Source organism: Polaromonas sp. P1_F6, from assembly GCF_056405695.1.
The window spans coordinates 375,804-397,078 of sequence record NZ_JBFUBQ010000002.1 but is presented as its reverse complement, the minus strand read 5'-3'; the positions used below and the strand labels follow the sequence as shown (position 1 = coordinate 397,078).

The window sequence follows — 21,275 nt, the reverse complement described above, 5'->3', positions numbered from 1 at the left end:
CGCTAGGTGCCGGTCATGGCGCGAACCGCGCTGAAGCTCGGCCCAAAGCCGCCGTACAGAACCGGGCAGGCAGCGAGCGCCTGAAAACGCGCCACCAATGCCGACGCCGAGCGCAGCGGCTGGCCTTCATACACCGGCTGCGCTCTCGCCAGCAAAGCTGTCAGCCTCGACTGGTGCTGCAGGTCATGCCCGTTGCCGGGCAGCAGACGCTCAACCAGCCCGTTGCCACGTTCACGGCCTTCCCCATGAGCGATTCTTTGGCATAACAGGGCGTCGCCAGCCTCGGGCGCCGCTTCGTACGCGGTGCACAGGTTCACGCCCCCGCCAGGCAAGCCGGCGTCAAATACGTCCAGGTGACTCAATAGCAGGCCATCGAGCTTTCCAGTGATCTCCAGCGCATAACGCAGCAGCACCGCATCGGCGTGCCCCCTGCGAAAACGCCCTTGCCAGCCGTCACCCGTGTTGTGGGGCTCCGCCAGCACATCGAGCGCAGCATCAAACGTGGGCAGGGGTCCGTTGCCGTGCCTTGTGAGATAGCTTCGCAAGATGCCCAGGTGCATGATGGGGCCGGTCAGCCCCAAATCGGCGACCACCGACTCTACCGAGGCGGGATGGATGCTGCTCCAGGTCGTATGCGGATGAAAGCCATGCCATTCATCCAGCAGAACACCTTGTGCGCCTTCAAAGAGCACGGTGCCGCATCCCTGGAGTTCCCGGGCGATCTCCGGGCTCTGCGTGGGTTTGCATTGCCGGGCCAGTTCTGCCACGGAGGCGAGCCATCGGGCGGACACACTGGCATCTCTCAGCAGCCCTTGCTCTTGCTGCCACGCGGCTGGCTGCGTAGCCGAGCCGGCCGACGCGTCAAACCCGGCCAGCAGGCGCCGCCGGATGGCTTCGAGCTTGTCGTGCGCGCGGGCTGGCGCCAGCAAGTCGCCATAGCACAGCACTTCGCCCGGATGCGCCAGCGCGTGGCGCACGGTTTCCCCCACGCCCACCCCGCAGGTTCCGTGGCTGGCCGCGCCGCGCCGTAATTCGCGCAGCCGGCCGGCCGCCTGGTGAAACGGTGTGTTGATGCGACAGCGCGCGTCGATGCGCAAACGCGCGAGCGCGTCCGGAATTCCGAGTGCCTGCAACGCGGCATGCTCGACCAGCAAGGCCGTCGGGTGCACCACGACCGGGCTGGCCAGGACGCTCAACACGCCCGGCACCAGGGTGCCCGCGCAAAACTGGGAAAAGGTATGGTGCCGGCCGTCGGGCAGGACCACGTTGTGGCCCGCCTGCGCGCCGCCGTTAAAACGCACTACCGCCCCGGCCTGCCATTGGCGGCACAGGAAATCGGTGAACAGCCCCTTGCCGCAGTCGCCAAAGCCAAGGCCAAGCAGCGACACCAGCCGGGACGGGGCCGCGCCACGGCCRTTCAGCACACCCGCCCGCTCAACCGAAAAGGCGCCGCCACCAGCCCGACCTGACCGGCGCCGCGCCGGTCGCCTGCGCATGCAGGTGACGAATGCTGGACGGATCCAGGTGAGCAGCATAGGCATCCAGGCAACGCAAGACCGAGCCCGTGCGCTCGGGCGTGGCGCCGCTGGCCTTGAGGACGCGCGCCACGGCACCCAAATCCGGCAAGGCACGCTCCGTCAGCCCGACGATGGCCGCCGCGACTGCGCATGCGTCTTCGGGAGACTCCATACAGATGACGTTTTCTCCGAGCAACTCGCGCCAGCGCTTTTCGCAGTTGCGCCGGCGCTCCAGGTCGGGGATCAGGAAAAAAAGGTGGTAGTTTTCGGCGGCTGCCGCAATGACTTCCTCGATCGGGATGTCTTCATCCAGTTTTTCAGAGAAAAGGGCCTCCACCTGGTGCCGTGACACGGCCGGATAGGGAAGCTCGTCACCGGTCATGAACAGGTAGCCGCGCTTTTTTCGCTTGGCCCAGCAGTCCAGGTCGGTGTGCTGGGCAACGGTGTAGAAAGCCAGCTCGTAGCTTTCACTGCCCGAGCCGCCACCGCCTCCCTCCAGATAGCTCCAGGTCAGCCATTGGTCCATCAACTCGGCGGTGGATTCAAACTGACCCACCTGCAGCGGCGCCCGGTCAGATGTGGCGTCACCGATGGCCATGAACATCAGCTGCGGATCGGGGATGTTGCAATCGCCCAGCAGCTTCATGAACGTCGGCAGCTCCTGCTGCGCCAGGATGCGGGGGATGTCTCCCATCGAGCCGGTAACGTCCAGTGCGAACACGACGGCCAGCGACGCCGGGTGGTCGGCACTGTCGCGCGACTCCCGGACCTTGAGCCCGCGCGGGTCCATCAGCGCGTGGCAGGCCCGTTGGGTAAAGACCTCGGTGTGTGGGCTGGCAGATCGGTTGGCCACCATGGCCGCATGTGCAGCGTATGAATAATTTCCGTGTCCCATGAAGTCGGCTCCTCTTTTGGTAATTCAGTAATTCTGATTCAGTGCAGGGCGGACGCTGCAGTCGGGTGAAAAACGACAAAACGCGACACGCCAAAAGACTGCTCGGCCGCCTGGCCCAGTTGCGCCAGCAACCCGCGCGCGCCATGCTGTGCGCACCAACGGGCATCTTCGCTGCCAGCCAGCAATAGCGCGGCCAGCGGCGCAGGGGTGGTTGCGGGCAGAGACGGCGGATGCTCGCCGCTGCCGGCCTGGCCGCTCAACAGCATGCGTATGCTCCACGCCAGCTGCATCAGGTCCTGCACCGCTCCATGCCCGCCATGCCGCGCCCGCGCCCAGCCAATCATCTGGACGCCATGGTTGCGCGGGTGCACGAGCAAATGCTCCGGGCACAGGTCGCCATGCTGCCAGCTGTTGTCATGAAGATAGGCCAGTACCTCCAGCACACGCCGCCACATCCAGACGGCATGGCGGGCGTCCACGCCCGTTGGATGCCCACGCATGACGTCGGCAAGGCTGCCCCAGAATCCCGTGGGATGCCTGAGCGCCAGCGCATGCCGCTCGGGCGACGTGCCGTCCCGCGCGGTGCCTGAAGCAACGAGCTGCGGCAGGCGCTGGCTGAAGTAAGCCGAGCCTGCTGTTTTAAGCCCCTGCAATTGCCTGACGGTCTCCGCCTCTTGCTGCAGCACGGCGGTTGCGCCGTCGGTGCGCGCCAGCTTGAGCGTCACGCGCTCGCCGAAAGGATGCACGCGCTGCGCGAGAAAGACCTGCGACGACTCGCCGCCGCCCAGGCCGGCCAGCAGCCCATATTGCCGTTCGCCGACGGACACCATGCGCGCCGGGAGATCGACCGCCTGGTGCACCCGCAGCCAGGCTTCGTGAAACGAGGCGGCACGGATGGTTTCTGCGCCGCGGCTGACGGTGGCACCGCAGTAGCTGCAGGTGACCGTGCGCCAATAAGCCGCACGCGGCAGCGGCGCGGCGCATTGGGGACACATCAGGCTGACAAAGGGCATGGTGTAAACGTCATGTTGAACAAGGCGCCTGCCAGGGCAGTCACTGCCGGAGTATGGCATGACCCCGGGGGGCACTTGCGCTCCTCGCCGCGGTATGGCGGCTTTGCCTTTTCGTTTAAGGCTGACATAAGCCTTGGCCAGGCATTGGCCGGATAATCCGGCCAATGGCCCCCAATGGCCCACCAGCTTGCGGGCTCCCCGGCAATTTCTCCAAAACCGTACATCTTCCAATGCGATTACTGCTCGTTGAAGACGACGCCATGATCGGCGAGACCGTGCTGCAGGTGCTGCGCGGTGAGCACTATGCCGTCGACTGGGTGCGTGACGGCCGCATGGCCGACGAGGCCCTGAACAGCGAACAGTACGACCTGGTGCTGCTGGACCTCGGCCTGCCCAAGCGTGACGGCCTGGAAGTGCTGCGCGCTTTGCGGGCTCGCCGCAACACCACCCCGGTGATGGTGGCCACGGCGCGCGATGCGGTCGGCGACCGCATCGCCGGGCTGGATGCCGGCGCCGACGACTACGTCGTCAAACCCTATGACACCGACGAACTGCTGGCACGCATTCGCGCGCTGATACGGCGCAGTGCGGGCCGGGCCGAACCGGCGTTTGAACACAAGGGCGTGAGCCTGAACCCCGCCACGCGCGAAGCCAGCCTCAATGGCCAGCCGGTGTCGCTCTCGGCACGCGAATGGGCGGTGCTCGAACCCTTGCTGGCACGCCCGGGCGTGGTGCTGTCACGCGCGCAGCTTGAGGAAAAGCTCTTCAGCTGGAAAGACGACATCAGCAGCAACGCCGTCGAGGTCTACATCCACGGCGTCCGTAAAAAACTTGGGAACGACGTGATCCAGACCGTGCGCGGCCTGGGCTATCTGGTGCCCAAGCAATGATCGAAGCTGTGAAAAAATCGGCAACGCATTCTTTGAGGAGGCGCCTACTCTGGTTCATATTGGCGGCAATTTTTCTGGCGGCCCTGCTGCAGGCGGCCACGGCCTACCGCGGCGCCTTGCAGCAGGCCGACGCGATGTTCGACGACCATTTGCAGCAAATGGCGCGCTCCCTGCGCAGCGGCATTCCACTCAACATTCCTCTGGACGAAGCCGATGAGGACGACCGCTTCGAGGTGTATGTGCAGATCTGGGGCCAGGACGGCACACAGATTTTCCGTTCCACCCGCTCGGCGCTTCCGCCGCGCGCAGTGCTCGGCTTTTCAGACGTCGAAGCGCACGGCAACCGGTACCGCGTCTACACCTTGCAGACAGCGCTGCAAACCGTGCAGATTGCGCAGGACCTGGACGCCCGCTCGGCGCGCGCCCGCACGCTGGCCGTGCGCGCCGTGCTGCCCTTTGCCTATCTCACACCGCTGCTGATGCTGGCCGTGTGGTGGGTCATCAGCCGATCGCTGGCGCCCATCGAGCGTGCACGGCGGCCGGTGGCCGGGCGCCCGGCCGACGATTTGTCGCCGCTGGCCGACGACGGTTTGCCTGACGAAGTGCGGCCGCTGGTTGAAGAGCTGAACCTGCTGTTTGACCGGGTGCGCGGCGCTTTCGAGGCGCAGCGGCATTTTGTGGCTGATGCAGCACACGAGCTGCGCTCGCCGCTGACGGCGCTCAAGCTGCAGGCGCAGGCCCTTCGCCGAAACGACGAAGAGCCTGCCGTGCGGGAGGCCGCCATCGGCCGGTTGAACCAGGGCATCGACCGGGCGATACGGCTGGTCGAGCAGCTGCTGGTGCTGGCCCGCGAGGAAACCGCTGGCACGGCACAAGCCGAAGCCGATTCAGGCCAGGCACCTGCCTCTGCCGCCCTGGTGGACCTGCGCGATGTGGTGAAGCTGGCCGTGGCCGATGTGCTGCCCCATGCGGGCCACAGGCAAATTGACCTGGGCCTGGCCGGCAGCGAGCCGCTGCAGCCTGTGCAGGTGAAAGGCCAAGGCGAGGCCCTGCGCATCCTGCTGCGCAACCTGCTGGACAACGCTGTCAAGTACACGCCGGTGGCGGGCCGGGTCGATGTGTCGCTGGACCTGCAGGACGGCCAGCCGACGCTGACCGTGGAAGACAGCGGCCCGGGCATCGCCGCGGAAGACCGTCACCGCGTGTTTGACCGCTTCTTTCGCGCCGCCAGCGTCACGGACACGGCGGGTGGGTCGGCTGGATCAGCGATATCTCCCGAAACCGGCAGCGGCCTCGGATTGGCCATCGTCAAGGTGATTGCCGAGCGGCACGGCGCGACGCTGCAGCTCGGCACATCGGAGTCCCTGGGCGGGCTGCGGGTTGAAGTCCGCTTTTCGGCGGATGAAACCACCGGCTAGCAGCCATCATTTGCTACCATTTTTATAGCTTCTCGCGCAGTCCTATTGCTGGCTACAGCCACTTTTTATCAAAATTCACGCCCGCAGCGCTGCCCTTCCTGCGTCGCGCAAATTTAAGCCCCGCCTAAGGCTGCCACCCCATAGTTGTACGCATCGGCACCGGTGTGTGCCCTCAACGCAAGGAAGCCCATCCATGAAATCTGAAGCATTGAAAAATACCCGGCTTGTCGCTGCACTTCTGGCTGCAGGTGCCATAGGCGGCGCCGGCGTCAGTGCACTCAACGCCGTGCACCCTGCCGCCACGGCGGCCGTCCCTCCGGCCATTACCGCCGGCACCCCAACCTCGGTGCCCATGGCCCTGCCCGACTTCTCGCAGATCACCGAACGCTACGGCCCGGCGGTCGTCAACATCAGCGTGACCGGCACCACCAAAGTACGAAACGACTCCCCGATGGCACAGGACGACGGCGATGACGACGACACGCCCTCCGGTGATCCGTTCTTCGAATTCTTCAAACGCTTCCAGCAGGGCCCGGGCGCCCGTGGCGGCCGCGGCGGCCAGCAGCAGGAAATGCCCACACGCGGACAGGGTTCGGGCTTCATCGTCAGCCCTGACGGCATCATCCTGACCAACGCCCACGTGGTGCGCGATGCAAAAGAGGTCACCGTCAAGCTGACCGACCGGCGCGAATACCGCGCCAAGGTACTGGGCGCCGACCCCAAGACCGACGTGGCGGTGCTGCGCATTGACGCCAAAAACCTGCCCGTGGTGACGCTCGGCAAGATCAGCGAGCTCAAGGTCGGCGAATGGGTGCTGGCCATCGGCTCGCCCTTCGGGTTTGAAAACACCGTGACCGCCGGCGTGGTCAGCGCCAAGGGCCGTTCGCTGCCTGACGACAGCGCCGTGCCTTTCATCCAGACCGACGTGGCGGTCAACCCGGGCAACTCGGGTGGCCCGCTGTTCAACGCACGCGGCGAAGTCGTGGGCATTAACTCGCAGATCTATACCCGCAGCGGCGGCTACCAGGGCGTGTCGTTCGCCATCCCGGTCGACGTGGCTGTCCGGATCAAGAACCAGATCGTGGCGACCGGCAAGGTTGAACATGCTCGCCTGGGGGTAGCGGTGCAAGAGGTCAACCAGTCCTTTGCCGATTCCTTCAAGCTGGACAAGCCCGAAGGCGCGCTGGTTTCGAGTGTGGAAAAGGGCGGCCCGGCAGACAAGGCCGGGCTGCAGTCGGGTGACGTGATCCGCGGCGTGAACGGCCAGCCCATCGTCTCCTCGGGCGACCTGCCCGCGCTGATCGGCCTGGCAGCGCCCGGCGACAGCATCCGGCTGGACATCTGGCGGCAGGGAGCCGCCAAGGTGGTCACTGCCAGGCTGGCCAATGCCGACGAAAAGACGGCCCAGGCCGCCGCCAAAAAAGACACGCCCAACCAGGGCAAGCTGGGCCTGGCGCTGCGTCCGCTGCAGCCCGATGAAAAGCAGGAAGCCGGCGTGGACAACGGCCTGGTGGTGCAGCAGGCCAGCGGCCCGGCGGCACTGGCCGGAGTGCAGGCCGGTGATGTGCTGCTGTCCATCAACGGCGTTCCGGTGAAAAATATCGACCAGGTGCGCGCCACCGTGGCCAAAGCAGAGAAATCCGTGGCGCTTCTGATACAGCGGGGCGACAGCAAAATTTTTGTGCCGGTGAATTTCGGGTAGTTGAAGCACGCGGCCCCTGGGTCGGGCATCCAGGGGCTGCAGGCAGGTTTAGCCGATGAACACTATTGCCAATTCGCCGCAATGACAGGCTGCAAGCTGGCCTGATAAGAGGCAGGCAAAGAGGTTTCCCCCGCAGCCGGTGGTGCAAAGGCCGCCATGGCGTCCACCAGGTTTTGCACCTGGCTGTCCAACAACACCTTTCCGTCGCCAGTCTTGAACTGCTCCACATGGTATTGGCTACCGAGGTACCAGTTATTCAGCGTGACGGTATCAGTGGTGCCGATGACGCCCACTTCAAGGTTGTTGGCCACCTGGCGCAGCCAGATCTGGTCAGCGCCAACGCCCGCACCAAAGGTCAGTGTGTCGGTATAGCCACTGTGAACACCATCGTCATTACTGACAGTGTCCTGGCCATCGCCCAGGTTGAAGATGTACTTGTTGTTGTAGTAAGACCCGGTGATCACGTCGTTGCCGGCGCCGCCGATGAAGGTCACGTCACTTCCTGCCCAGAAGCCATTGAGGCTGTCATTGCCATCCCCGCCATCGAGCGTGTCGTTGGTATCACCATACAGAGTGTCGTTGCCGCCAGCGCCGTGCAGAATATCCACATACACCCCGGAGCCGCTGATAACGTCGTTACCGCTGGTGCCAAACACCTCCAGCGCGGCAGTGGTCAAGGCTGGAGCGCTCCAGATCGTGCCATCGGCAAACTTGATCTGCTCGATCTGGAATCCGCCTGCTGTGTCATAGAACCAGTTCTGCACTGTGATCTGATCGGTACTGCCTGTAACCTTGAACACCATGTCAATACCGGAACGCGTGGCCGTCACGTTGGCCGGATCAATGCCCGCACCAAAGATCAATGTGTCGGTATAGCCACTGTGGACACCGTCGTAATTGCTGACAGTGTCCTGGCCATCGCCCAGGTTGAAGATGTACTTGTTGTTGTAGTAAGACCCGGTGATCACGTCGTTGCCGGCGCCACCGATGAAGGTCGCGTTGCTGCCCCCCCAGTAGCCGGTCAAGGTGTCATTGCCATCCCCGCCGTCAAACGTTTCGTTATTGCCTCCACCATACAAAGCATCGTTGCCATCACCGCCATAAAGCGTGTCATTGCTGCCACCATATAAGGTATCGTTGCCACCCACGCCATACAGAAATTCTGTGTAAGCGCTATTGCCGCTGAGAACATCGTTACCGCTGGTGCCAAATATTTCCATGGTCGCAGCCGTTACAGCGGCTCCCGTCCACACCGTGCCGTCTGCAAACTCGATTCGTTCGAGCTGGCTGCCGTCTGCGACATACCAATCCTTGACTGTAATTTTGTCCAGGCCATTGGAATGACCGAGCACCAGATCATTACCAGATCGCACTGCAGTGATATCGACAACGGCTATGTCTGGGCCGAACACCAGCTTGTCGGTCACGTTGTTGTTGCTGGCCAGCTCGATGATGGTGTCCTGTCCGTCACCCAGGTTGAACTTGTAGGTGTCATTCCAGTAACTGCCGGTCATTGTGTCGTTGCCGGTACCACCCTCGAACACGTTGTCGCTGCTGTAGCTGCCCAACACCGTCATGATGTCGTTGCCGGCTCCGCCCAGCAAGGTGTCGTGCCCGCCGTAGCCACCCGTGAGTACGTCGTTACCGTCGCCACCATCAAGAACGTTGGTGCCGCCTCCTGCAGTGATGTTGTCGTTGCCACCCATGCCGCGCAGGGTGTCATCCATGACCGTGCCGGTCATGACGTCGTCCCCGGCGGTGCCGGTGACGATCAGCGCCGATGCGGTCACGGCCGCGCCTGTCCACACCGTACCGTCGGCAAACTCGATGCGCTCGAGCTGGCTCGCTACACTGGCAAACCAGTCTTTTGCGGTGACTTTATCGACCCCATTCACATGGCTGAACACCAGGTCGTTGCCTGATCGCAATGCACTGATATCGCTGGCGGCGATACCGCTGCCGAAGACCAGCTTGTCGGTGACATTGTTGTTCGTCTGCGTCTCGATGATGGTGTCCTGTCCGTCACCCAGATTGAACTTGTAGGTGTCGTTCCAGTAACTGCCGGTCATCGTGTCGTTGCCGGTGCCGCCCTCGAACACGTTGTCGCTGCTGTAGCCGCCGAACACTGTCATGGTGTCGTTGCCGGCGCCGCCCAGCAGCATGTCGCTGGCGCCGTAGCCGCCGCTGAGCACGTCGTCGCCATCACCGCCGTCCAGCACGTTGTTGCCAGCCCCGCCCGTGATGTTGTCGTTGCCACCCATACCGCGCAGGGTGTCGTTCATGACCGTGCCGGTCATGACGTCGTCACCGGCCGTGCCGGTGACGATCAGCGCCGCTGCCGTCACGGCTGCGCCCGTCCACACGGTGCCATCGGCAAACTCGATCGACTCGAGCTGGTTGCCTGCGCTGACAAACCAGTCTTTGGCCGTGACCTTGTCGACCCCATTTACGTGGCTGAACACGAGGTCGTTGCCCGAGCGCAGTGCACTGATGTCACTGACCGCAATGCCACCTCCGAAGACCAGCTTGTCGGTAATGTTGTTGTTCGTCTGCGTCTCGATGATCGTGTCTTGCCCATCGCCCAGGTTGAATCGATAGGTATCTGTCCAGTAGCTGCCGGTCATGGTGTCGTTGCCGGTACCGCCTTCGAACACGTTGTCGCTGCTGTAACTGCCCAGCACTGTCATGATGTCGTTACCGGCGCCGCCCAGCAGCGTGTCGTGCCCGCCATAGCCGCCGGTGAGTATGTCGTCGCCGTCGCCACCGTCCAGCACGTTGGTGCCGCCTGCGGCTGTGAGTGTGTCGTTGCCCGCGCCCCCATACAGGTAATCATCACCTGCGCTCCCGGTCAACGAGTTGTCGAGCGAGTTACCCAGCAAAATCGCGCCGGTGGCATTGCTTACCGCCCCAGCTTGAACACCGGCGGCGACCAATTCAATATGCTCTGCATCCAAAGCTGCCTGCAAAGCCGATGACGGACTTCCAGACCGGATAAGGCTGTCAAGGGTGCTATAGACAGACCATCCCATGCCTCGCATCTGGTCACCCGCATACTTTTGCATGTCCAGCAAATCAAATACCGCGTTTGGCGCATCGGCACCGAACTTCGACGCAAACATTGCGGAGACCGCAGTAAAGTCGAATGTAATGCCTGCTTCACCAATTGCCAGCTCGATAGCATCGGTATAAGGCTTAAGGCGAGTCTGCAAGACAAGTGCGTCATAAACACTGTTCTTGAGCGCTTCATAGGCTTGTTTCAGCAGCGCAATCTGCTGTGCAGGTGGGCTGATGATGTAGTGATAAATCGCACGTCCGTCGTACGGATCTGTCTCCAGACGCACGGTAAAGCCCGCAGGGCGAGGGCCGCCATTCTCATCGCCATAAAACCGGCTGCCGTTGAATGCTTCGAGTATATGAATCATCTTCATATACTCGATCTCCGTCATTCCGACCGGGAGGTTGTAGGTGACACTGGCATTAAAGCCAGCAGGTGTTTGTCCAAAATAATCAGAAGTTTCTGCCCACTTAAGGACCAGCCCATCCAGCTGATTACGCTGATCCCCTCGCGTAGCGGCGACAGCGAAGGTTTGCAGCGCATCCGCAAAATCACCGTCAATGCTGGCTGCGGCTCGCATGTTGCGCACCATGCCTGAGCCATTCATCTGTGGCAATGCCTGTGCCTGCTCGGTGATAGGAACAGGGTTGCCAGTTTCATCCACCACTACAGGTGGGAACTCGGTGAAGAAGTTGTTGGTTTCGAGGTCGATCGCGCCGACGGTATGCGTCTGGCCGTTCTGGGTGAACGTGGCGCTCAAAGCTACGGTGTTGTTGTTGATGACCTGCCCCGCTTGTGGGCCCGTGCCGCTTCCGTTGACGCCAATGCTGGTGATGTTGAGCTCGGTCAGCGTCTTGAGCTCGCCGCTCTGGGTAATGCCGTCCTGATTAGCGTCTTGCCATATCTTGAGATCACCATATGCGGCATCTGCATTGGTGATGAAACCGTCGCCGTTGGCGTCCAGATCACCCAAGGCATCGAAGCCGTCAGTAGCCAGTGTGCTGTTGCTCTTAATGGTGTCTACACCAAAGAGTTCCCGGCCGGTATCTATGGTGCCGTTGCCGTTGAGGTCACGAACCAGAAGTCCGTCATCCGGTCTAGCCCAGCCTGTGCCGGTTTTGATGCCGTCAGCGTTGTGGTCAAAGAGGGTAGCGCCGTTGGCTCCTGCCAGTTCCAGGCCGTCGCCATCGAGGTCCAGAACCAATGGGTCGCGGCTGTTTACGAAGCGGCACGCATCTTTATAGCACTGGTCAACCGCAGGATTGATCGGTGCTGGATCGGGATGGTATTTTTTATAAAGGTCGTAAAAGTTGTAGGCAGCACCTGCGACAGTTAGCGTGAGCCCAACGACTACTAATGCGGGAACCGCGACTCCACCAACGGCAAGCAAACTACCAACGATTCCAACCACACTCCCAATTGCACTAATGAGCTGTCCGGGCGTCGCACCGTTTGGATCTGCGGTGACTGCGCCCATAGTCAGAGCGATGGTGTTTGTTACGGCTCCAACACCCGGAATTGGCCCCGTTACCGCCGCTACAACCTGAACGACACCTGCGGCCGTCTCCATGGTAGAACTGGCGTTGATAGTTTGAACAACATTGTCGACGGCACCAACCGCGACCCCAGTAACGTCCATATAAATTGTGATTAACGCTTGAGCGGGGATACCAGCCATATTTTTTCTCACTTAAGTAAAACAAGGATTAAACAAACGAAACTTATCAATACAAAAAAAGAATACACAGCGATGACCATTTGAGCAAATAGATCACCTCGTCTGGAATTTCTCCAAATAATTCCCAACGAATATGGAATATTTCTTATCAGACAGTAGATCCCTGGAGCAAGAATTCCAACTGAAAAAAGAAACAAATAAGCTGCTGGGAACAGCGGGTGTATTTGATAAAGGGCAATAAATATTTGTTTCATAACTGAAATCCTAAATTTCCTTCGAAAATTGGATGGATATTTATTTTTAAAAGAAGATATTCAATTCATGACAGGTTTGAAGCTTCACAAATTACTCATCTATTTGTTTCCCCTGAAAAAAAGAAATTGTCGGTAACCAATGGTGAAGGTGAAGGCAACAGCCGAGGAGCCGAAAAGCACTCGTTGCTCCCTCAAACTATCACTCCCCGCCCTTTGAATTGGGCTCATTAAATACTCAATCACGCGCCGCTGCCCGGTTTCGATTTCTGCGATCAGGTTCATCCCAGGCGTCAGCTGGATCATCTTTCCTTGTACGTTGATTTGCTTGGTCTTTAGGGCCAGCGTCACCGGAAAAATCGCGCCTCATTTTTTGTCGTTGACGGCGCCGGCCGTAACGAGATCCCGCTGGCCTGCACGGTGACACGGCGCATGGAGGGAAAGGTTTCAAGCTTAATCTCGGCGCCGTTGCAGACGTTGACGAAGCCGACGTCCTTGTTCTCCAGCGTGACTTCGACAGTGAACTGTGGGCCTTCGGACGCGATGATCATCAGGGCTTGTGCTTCGGTGACGGCGCCTGTGGTGTGAATAGCGAGTTGCTGCGCGACGCCGACGACAGATGCCTTCAAGGTGGTGAGGGTTTCGCGTTGGGTGGCTAGGTCGCGCTTGAGCTCGACGCGTTCTCGGGTTTTGTCTCGTGTGGCGTGACCGGAGATATAGCCTTGGGCTACAAGCTTCTTAAAGTCAGCCTCGCGTGCCTGGGCCGTGGGCACTGCGGTTTCGAGTTTGGTTACGGGAGTGAAAGCCATCACCCAAGCCGGGAAGCCGGATTGGCCGAGTAGATGGCATCCCGATGAAAACGGGCGAGCGGGAGTAGGGCAGGCAACCCGAAGGCTGCAGCGCAAGAAGACACATTGGCGACACAAACAGCGGCAATACAACTTGTCTTATTGGTTCTTTGTGCGTGCGCTGGCGTCTCCTTCGCCACAGCTGCTTCTGCCTGAGTCATACACTCCCTGCCCGTTTGTTATTTATTGGTAGTCATTGCCAGTTTATGTTGAACGGATCCCGCAAACCAAATCAAATCGCACTCGTCGTCTGACCGCCACAAGTCGTTTTCATTAGTTAACGCAGAGGAAGTCCAGCAAACGTTTTAATCAAGCGGCTTTAGCGCGGACCGAGCAGAGGTAACCACACGCGATGGTGAAAATTCACCCGCATCACAACAACTGAACATGAGCAGCCAACCGCGACCGCTCAGACTAGATAGCGGGTTTTTCGAGAGAATTGAACGCAGAAGCAAATGGCGTTGCTCGTTTGATGAGCACAAAAATCTTTCATCACCTGACCAGGAAGTCCTGACAGTCTTGTCAAGCGGTTCGCGCGCATGGAGTAGATGAATCCACAGGCAATAGGGAAACGATCGACCGAATAGGTGCCGCCCGTAGCCAAAGCGGAGAAATCCGTGGCGCTTCTGATACAGCGGGGCGACAGCAAAATTTTTGTGCCAGTGAACTTCAGCTGAGCGTCCTGACGCAGGGGCCTTCCGCTTTTCGCTGAAGGCCCTCTGAAAAATCACCCCAGCGGGCTTCAGGCCCGCTTTTTTTGGGCGGTTTTTGCCCATTTCACGGGACATTTTGTTACATCCAAATCGGCTACGCTTGGCCTCCCGAAGGAGAGGAAAACGTGAGCCCAATAATGAAAAAAGCCGCTTTGGCACTGATCGCGGCTGTTTCGCTGCATGCCCATGCCCTGCAAATCACCAGTCTTTCGCCGCAGGGCGAAGTCGCGCGTGTCAGGCAAATCGTCGCCAAATTTGACGAAGGCGCCGTCAATTTCGGCGACCCCAAGGCACCTGCCCCGCTGTCGCTGAGTTGCAGCGACGCGCAGGCCACCAAGGGCTCCGGCCGCTGGATCAACGAACGCGAATGGGCTTTCGAATTTGAAAACGACCTGCCACCCGGCGTGAGCTGTTCGGTACAGGTGGTCAGCACCTTCAAGTCTCCCAAGAGCCAGCCCGTGGGCGGCAACACTTCCTATAAATTCAACACCGGCGGCCCCTTCATCCAGAACCTTCGCCCCGGCACCTATGAGCGCATCGACGAAGAACAGTACTTCGTGCTGCAGTTCAACGGCGCCGCCACACTGGCCAGCATTCGCGAAAACGTCTGGTGCAACGTGGAAGGCCTGGGTGAACGTGTTCCTGTCAAGCTCATCGACGGTAACGAGCGCAACGAACTGCTCAAGTCGCTGGGCCTGGAAAAGGCCGCAGCCCAGGATCCGCTGCGCTACGCCACCCTGACCTGCAACCGGCGCCTGACGTCGGCCGCCAAAGTGCAACTGGTGTACGGCAAAGGCGTCAGCACACCCAGCGGCATTCCCAATTCAGTCGAGAAACGCTACAACTTCCAGGTACGCGAGCCGTTTGCGGCAAGCTTCACCTGCGAACGCGAAAACGCCCAGTCGGCCTGCCTGCCGATGCGGCCCATGACCCTGAACTTCAATACCCCCGTGCCGCGCAAGCTGGCCGAGGCCATTCGCCTGAAGGGCGACAGGGACACGTTCAAGCCCGCCTTCGAGGAAGGCAACAGCGACGGCGACAGCCTGGTCAGCAACATCACCTTCAAGCCTCTGTTTCCCGAACAGGCGCAGTTCATGCTGGAGCTGCCCAAGGGTTTCAAGGACGCTTCCGGCCGTACGCTGCGCAATGCCGACAGCTTCCCGCTCAAGGTGGCTACCGGCTCCATGCCGCCACTGGCCAAGTTCGCCGCCTCTCCCTTCGGCATCGTCGAACGCTTTGCCGAACCCAACACCAAACCGGGCGACCCGGCCCTGCTGCCCGTCACGTTGCGCAATGTCGAAGCCCTGCTGCCCGTGAAAGGGCTCACGCCCGGCACGGCACCGGCCGGAAAGGTCAGTGACCTCCAGCCCCGCACCGACGCCGAGATCATCGCGTGGTTCCGTAAGGTGCAGCGTTACGACGACTACCAGGTTTCGCGCAAGACGGCTGCTGCCGACATCAAGGGGCCCCTTCCCAAACCGCTGGAGTCACGCGACCGGGACTACGTGCAATCGCGCATGGTGTCGCTGCTGGCCGGCCAGGCCGGCGTGAAGACACTGGACCTGCCCAAGCCCGCCGCAGGCACCGACCCACGCCCGTTTGAGGTGGTCGGCATACCGCTGGCACCCGGTTTTCACGTGGTAGAGATCGCTTCGCAAAAATTGGGCAGCTCGCTGCTCGACGAACGCTACGGTAACAGCCGGACCATGTATGTGCGCACTTCCGCCCTGGTGACCAACCTGGGCGTGCACTTCAAGCTGGGCCGCGAGAACTCGCTGGCCTGGGTCACCACGCTCGACAAGGGCGCCCCGGTGGCTGGCGCCACGGTGCGCGTCTCGGGCTGCAACGGCACCGAGATCGCCAAGGCTGTCACCAACGCACAGGGCATCGCCAATTTCAGCGGCCTGTCTTCCGAGCCGCCACGCTGCTCGGGTGACAACTCTGCCAATGCCTACTTTGTCAGCGCACGCAGCACGGTCAGCGGTGTTGAAGACCTGGCCTTCACCTGGAGCGACTGGCACAAGGGCATTGAGCCCTGGCGCTTTAACGTGCCGACCAACCGCGATCCCCTGCCCAACGAACGGGCACACACTGTCTTTGACCGCACACTGTTCCGCGCCGGCGAAACGGTGTCGATGAAACACCTGCTGCGCACTGAAACCAGCAAGGGTTTTGGCCTGCCCGAGGGCGCGCCGGCCACGCTGGTCGTGACCCATGTCGGCAGCGGCCAGCAATACACCCAGCCCATCACCTGGCGCAAGACCGCCACGGGCGGGCAAAGCGCCGAAAACACTTTTGCCATTCCGCCTGCTGCCAAGCTGGGCGTGTATGAGGTGCAACTCCGGGGCGAACGTGGCAGCCGCGAGCGCAGTTTTTCCAGCGGGCAGTTCCGTGTGGAAGAGTTCCGTTTGCCGGTGCTTGAAGGCCGTATCAATCCTTCCGACAAAAAACCGCTCGTCAATGTGAAGTCCGTGCCAACCGACGTGCAGATCAATTACGTGGCGGGCGGCGGCGCCGTGGCCCTGCCCGTACGGGTGTCGGCGCTGGTGCGCGGCAAGTCCCTGAGCTACAGCGATTTCGACGAATTCAATTTCTCGCCGCCGAGCACCGGCCGCGGCACCGCGGGCAACCAGGGCGAAGAGGAAAGCACCTCTTCACAGGACCAGCGCGTGATTGCCGACAAACTGCCGCTGACGCTGGACCGCAATGGCGCAGGCAAGCTCACCATCAACGACATCCCCGAACGCAGGCAGCCGCAGGAGCTGCTGATGGAAGCCACCTATGCCGACCCGAACGGCGAAGTGCAGACCATTCGCAGCACCTCCACCGTCTGGCCTGCGGCCGTGGTGGCGGGCATCAAGACTGAAGGCTGGGTTTCTTCCAGCCAGAAGATCAAGTTCCAGGCGCTGGCGCTTGACCTGACCGGCAAGATTGCCCCCGGCGTGTCGCTGGAAGTGAAGGCCGTGGCGCGCATCACCACCACCAGCCGCAAGCGCATGGTGGGTGGCTTCTACACCTACGACAACAAGACGGAAGTCAAAGACCTCGGCAGCGTCTGCAGCGGCAAGAGCGATTCGCGCGGATTGCTGCTGTGCGAGACCAAGCTCGGCGAACCCGGCGAGGTCGAACTCATCGTGACGGCCAAGGACAAGGACGGCAACACCATCCAGGCCGCCAGCAACGTGTATGTCACCCGCCAGGGCGAACTCTGGTTTGGCGGCGAAGACCACGACCGCATGGACGTGCTGCCCGAGAAGAAAAGCTACCAGCCCGGCGAGACCGCCAAGTTCCAGGTGCGCATGCCCTTCCGGTTTGCCACGGCACTGGTCGCCGTTGAGCGTGAAGGCATCGTCGAAACCCAGGTGGTACAGCTCAACGGCCAGGACCCGACGGTGAACCTGCAGATCAAGGAAGGCTGGGGCCCCAATGTGTACGTCAGCGTGCTGGCCCTGCGCGGCCGGCTGCGCGAAGTGCCCTGGTACAGCTTTTTCACCTGGGGCTACAAGGCGCCGCGTGAGTGGTGGACATCCTTCTGGTACGAAGGCCGCGAATACGTCGCGCCTACCGCGCTGGTCGATTTGAGCAAGCCAGCCTTCCGCCTGGGCGTGGCTGAAATACGTGTAGGCACCAAGGCGCACCAGCTTGACGTCAGTGTGAAAACCGACAAGGAAAGCTATGCCGTGCGCAGCCAGGCCAAGGTAACCATTACCGCCAGGCTGCCCAACGGCCAGCCGGCCGCCAATGCCGAAGTGGCGCTGGCCGCGGTGGACCAGGCCCTGCTGGAGCTGATGCCCAATAGCAGCTGGAACTTGCTGGATGCAATGTTGCAGCGCCGCGCCTGGGGCGTGGAAACCTCGACCGCGCAGATGGAAATCATCGGGCGCAGGCATTTCGGGCGCAAGGCTGTGGCAGCCGGCGGCGGCGGCGGGCGAAGCAACACGCGCGAACTGCTCGACACCCTGCTGCTGTGGAACCCGAAGGTGCAACTGGACGCCAACGGCCAGGCCGTGGTGATGGTGCCGCTCAACGACGCGCTGACCACCTTCAAGATTGTGGCGGTGGCTGACGCAGGCACCGGCCTCTTCGGCACCGGCCAGACCAGCATCAAGGCCACACAGGACCTGCAAATCATCAGCGGCCTGCCGCCGCTGGTGCGCGAGGACGACCAGTTCCGCGCGCAACTGACGCTGCGCAACACCACCAAAGTAGCCATGAAGGTGGAAGTGAGCCCGCGCGCCACGCTGCTTGACCTGAAACCGCAGACGGTGGACATCCCCGCCGGCGAAGCGCGCGAAGTGGCCTGGATGGTCACCGCACCGGCGCAGCTCGCATTCACCCGTGCTGAAGCCATCCTGTGGGAGATCGAAGCCAAAGACACGATTTCCGGCGCACGCGACGGCCTCAAGGCACGCCAGCGCATCATCCCGGCCGTGCCGCTGACGGTGCAACAAGCCACACTGGTGCAGGTCGACGGCAACTTCACACTGGACGTGAACCCACCGGCCGATGCCCTGCCCGGCCGCGGCGGCCTGAAGATGTCGCTGCAGCCGAAACTCGCAGAAGGCATGGACGGTGTGCGCGACTATTTCGCGATGTACCCTTTCATCTGCCTCGAGCAAAAAACCAGCAAATCGGTGGGGCTGCGCGACAGCAAGCTGTGGCAGACCGTGCTGGCACAACTGCCCAGCTACCTGGACAGCGATGGCCTGGCCAACTACTTCCCGCCGCGCGACGGTGAAGCAAATCGCGGCAGCGATGCACTGACGGCCTACCTGCTGGCCGCCACGCATGAAGCCTCTGGCATCAACCCGGCGTTTGCCCTGCCCGACGATGCGCGCGCCCCCATGGAGCGCGGCCTGATCGCGTTTGTAGAAGGCCGTATCCAGCGCGAGTTCTGGAGCCCGCGCAAAGACCTCGACGTGCGCAAGCTGGCCGCGCTGGAAGCGCTCTCGCGCTACGGCAAGGCGCAGGGCCGCATGCTGGGCAGCATCACGATTGCGCCCAACCAGTGGCCCACGCACGCGGTGATCGACTGGCTCAACATCCTCAAACGCGTGGCCGATGTGCCGCAGCGTGAGCAGCGCATCGCCGAGGCCAACCAGGTGCTGCGTTCGCGTTTGTCCTTCCAGGGCACCAAATTGATCTTCAGCACCGAGAAGGACGACTACTGGTGGTGGCTGATGACCAACGGTGATGTGAATACCGCGCGCCTGATGCTGGCCGTGATGGACGACCCTGCCTGGAAAGACGACATGGGCCGCCTGGCCAACGGCTTTATCGCCCGTCAGCAAAAAGGTGCCTGGCACACCACCACGGCCAACCTGTGGGGCGGCCTGGCGCTCGACAAGTTCTCGGCGAAGTTTGAAGCCACGCCGGTAGCGGGCGTGACCAAGGCGACGCTGGCAGCGGCAGCTGCCAGCGTGGCGAGCGTGGACTGGGCCAAGGTTGACCGCGTCAAGACCACCGACGCAGCCGGCGCACCCAACCAGACCACCTTCTTCGGCGCACCGGCCTCGCCCGGTAACCTGCGCAACAACAGCATGTTCCTGCCATGGGGCAGCGCAGCGAAGGACACGTTGACCGTGACGCATCAAGGCCCGGGCAAACCATGGCTCACGTTGCAGTCCATCGCGGCCATCCAGCTGAAGGCGCCTTTCAACGCCGGCTACCAGATCAAGAAAACGATCACCCCGGTAGAGCAGGCCGTCAAAGGCATCTACACGCGCGGCGACGTGATCCGCATCACGCTCGAAGTCAACGCCAGCGCCGACATGACCTGGGTCGTCATCAGCGACCCGGTGCCGGGCGGCGCAACGATCCTCGGCGGCGGTCTGGGCCGTGACTCCGAAATCGCCACCAGCGGCGAAAAGAAAACCGGCGCAGGCTGGCCGGCGTTTGAAGAGCGCAGTTTTGAGGCCTTCCGCAGTTACTACGAATACCTGCCCAAGGGCGTGGTGAAGATGGAATACACCGTGCGCCTGAACAACGTCGGCGACTTCGCGCTACCGCCTAGCCGGGTCGAGGCCATGTATGCGCCCGAGATGTTTGGCGAGTCGCCGAATGCACGGGTGAAGGTGGAAGCCGCAAAATGATCCAGCGGCGTTCCCTGGCCGTCGCACTGGCTGCGGGCATTGCCCTGCCGCGCGTTGCGGCCGCGGCCGCCGCCGACTGGCAGCGCTTCGGCTACCCGACCGGCTGGGGCGGCAACCGCAGTTGGACCGACAAGGACTACCGCATTGGCAATTATTCCGGCGGCTACGAAACCATGTTCCGGGCGCGACCCATCGCCGCGCCCGCGCAGGCTTCCACGCTGAAGGCGGCATCGGCCGAAAGCCTCAAGGCATTCGTACCCATTGCGGAATCGGCGGCAGACTACCTCAAGGCCTGGCCCGTGACGGGCCTGCTCATCGCGCGCAAGGGCACGGTGCTGCTGGAGTCCTACCAGTTCGACCGCAAGCCCGACATGCGCATGACGAGCTGGTCCATGGCCAAAAGTGTGACGTCGCTGCTGCTGGGCATCTGCCTGGACCGCGGTCTGGTCCGCTCCATGGACGACACGCCGCAGATGTACGTTGACGAACTGAAGGGAACGCTGCACGGCGGCATTGCCCTGCGCCACCTGGCCAATATGTCCAGCGGCGCGGCCATCCTGCACGACCGCGACAACCCCACCATCTACCCGCGTGCATTCACCGGCGGAAATACTGACCTGGAAGCCGTGGTGCGCGGCTGGAACGCCGTGCAGGAGCCGCCCGGCACACGCTACAACTACAACGAACTGTGCCCGCTGACCATCGGCATGGTTATCCGTCAGGTCACCGGAAAACCGCTGGCGGCCTTTTGCGAAGAAGCCCTGTGGCAACCGCTGGGCGCCGAGGGCGGCGCCAGCTGGCTGTGCGACGACAAGGGCAAGGAGTTCAACTGCATAGGCTTTGGCGCGCGTCTGCGCGACTGGGCACGGCTTGCGCAACTGATCGCACAGGACGGCGTCATGGAAGGCCGCCAGGTCGTCAGCAAGAAGTGGATTGACGAATGCTCCTCATGGTCGGCAGCTGATGCGCAGGGCCGGCACGGCACCGCCATGCGCCTTTCCGGCTACAAGTATTTCTTCTGGCACCCCAAGCCCGACGGCAGCTGGATGATGATGAACGGCCACCACGGCCAGCGCGTGCTGGTGGACCGCGTGACACAAACCGTGCTGGTGCAAACGGCGGTGGAGTCCGAAGGACCCTGGCAGGCGCCATTTTTCCAGCTCTTCAATGCGGCGACCAAGATCGGGCTGCCGGCATGAAGCA

11 protein-coding genes are annotated in these 21,275 nt (G+C 61.9%); 5 read left to right on the top strand and 6 right to left on the bottom strand.

Annotated elements, in window-relative coordinates:
• Nucleotides 1–2 precede the first annotated feature (2 nt).
• From AC1DY9_RS07760 to AC1DY9_RS07750, 3 genes are read right to left on the bottom strand one after another with little or no spacing between them, the layout of a single operon-like run.
• Nucleotides 3–1,424 (bottom strand): adenylosuccinate synthetase, encoded by a 1,422-nt coding sequence (locus tag AC1DY9_RS07760; RefSeq protein ID WP_477666215.1) that lies wholly within the window; start codon nt 1,422–1,424, stop codon nt 3–5.
• A 10-nt stretch (nt 1,425–1,434) separates the two neighbouring features.
• Nucleotides 1,435–2,412, bottom strand: a complete 978-nt coding sequence (locus AC1DY9_RS07755; RefSeq protein ID WP_477666214.1) for a VWA domain-containing protein — start codon at nt 2,410–2,412, stop codon at nt 1,435–1,437.
• A 38-nt stretch (nt 2,413–2,450) separates the two neighbouring features.
• Entirely contained in the window at nt 2,451–3,425 is a 975-nt protein-coding gene (locus tag AC1DY9_RS07750; RefSeq protein WP_457279430.1) for a lipopolysaccharide kinase InaA family protein, read from the bottom strand.
• Nucleotides 3,426–3,655: 230 nt separating this feature from the next.
• On the opposite strand from AC1DY9_RS07750, the gene AC1DY9_RS07745 reads away from it, so the two are divergent.
• From AC1DY9_RS07745 to AC1DY9_RS07735, 3 genes are all read left to right on the top strand, one after another.
• Nucleotides 3,656–4,315, top strand: coding sequence for a response regulator (locus AC1DY9_RS07745; RefSeq protein ID WP_457279431.1), 660 nt, complete (start codon nt 3,656–3,658; stop codon nt 4,313–4,315).
• On the top strand, nt 4,312–5,733 hold the full coding sequence (locus tag AC1DY9_RS07740; RefSeq protein ID WP_477666213.1) for an ATP-binding protein: 1,422 nt from the start codon (nt 4,312–4,314) through the stop codon (nt 5,731–5,733). Before AC1DY9_RS07745 ends, AC1DY9_RS07740 begins: the two co-directional genes overlap by 4 nt.
• Before the next feature lie 193 nt (nt 5,734–5,926).
• Entirely contained in the window at nt 5,927–7,435 is a 1,509-nt protein-coding gene (locus AC1DY9_RS07735) for a DegQ family serine endoprotease (RefSeq protein WP_477666212.1), read from the top strand.
• 62 nt (nt 7,436–7,497) lie between these two features.
• Here AC1DY9_RS07735 and AC1DY9_RS07730 read toward each other — a convergent pair whose 3' ends face one another.
• The 3 genes from AC1DY9_RS07730 to AC1DY9_RS07720 form a co-directional block, all read right to left on the bottom strand.
• On the bottom strand, nt 7,498–12,168 hold the full coding sequence (locus tag AC1DY9_RS07730) for a calcium-binding protein (protein WP_477666211.1): 4,671 nt from the start codon (nt 12,166–12,168) through the stop codon (nt 7,498–7,500).
• Between the two features lie 353 nt (nt 12,169–12,521).
• Nucleotides 12,522–12,770, bottom strand: coding sequence for a hypothetical protein (locus AC1DY9_RS07725; RefSeq protein WP_477666210.1), 249 nt, complete (start codon nt 12,768–12,770; stop codon nt 12,522–12,524).
• Entirely contained in the window at nt 12,767–13,228 is a 462-nt protein-coding gene (locus AC1DY9_RS07720) for a hypothetical protein (RefSeq protein ID WP_477666209.1), read from the bottom strand. The genes AC1DY9_RS07725 and AC1DY9_RS07720 overlap by 4 nt, the downstream gene beginning before the upstream one ends.
• Nucleotides 13,229–14,117: 889 nt before the next feature.
• Here AC1DY9_RS07720 and AC1DY9_RS07715 point away from each other — a divergent pair.
• Nucleotides 14,118–20,072 (top strand): alpha-2-macroglobulin family protein, encoded by a 5,955-nt coding sequence (locus AC1DY9_RS07715; protein ID WP_477666391.1) that lies wholly within the window; start codon nt 14,118–14,120, stop codon nt 20,070–20,072.
• Entirely contained in the window at nt 20,069–21,271 is a 1,203-nt protein-coding gene (locus AC1DY9_RS07710; protein ID WP_477666208.1) for a serine hydrolase domain-containing protein, read from the top strand. Before AC1DY9_RS07715 ends, AC1DY9_RS07710 begins: the two co-directional genes overlap by 4 nt.
• Nucleotides 21,272–21,275 lie beyond the last annotated feature (4 nt).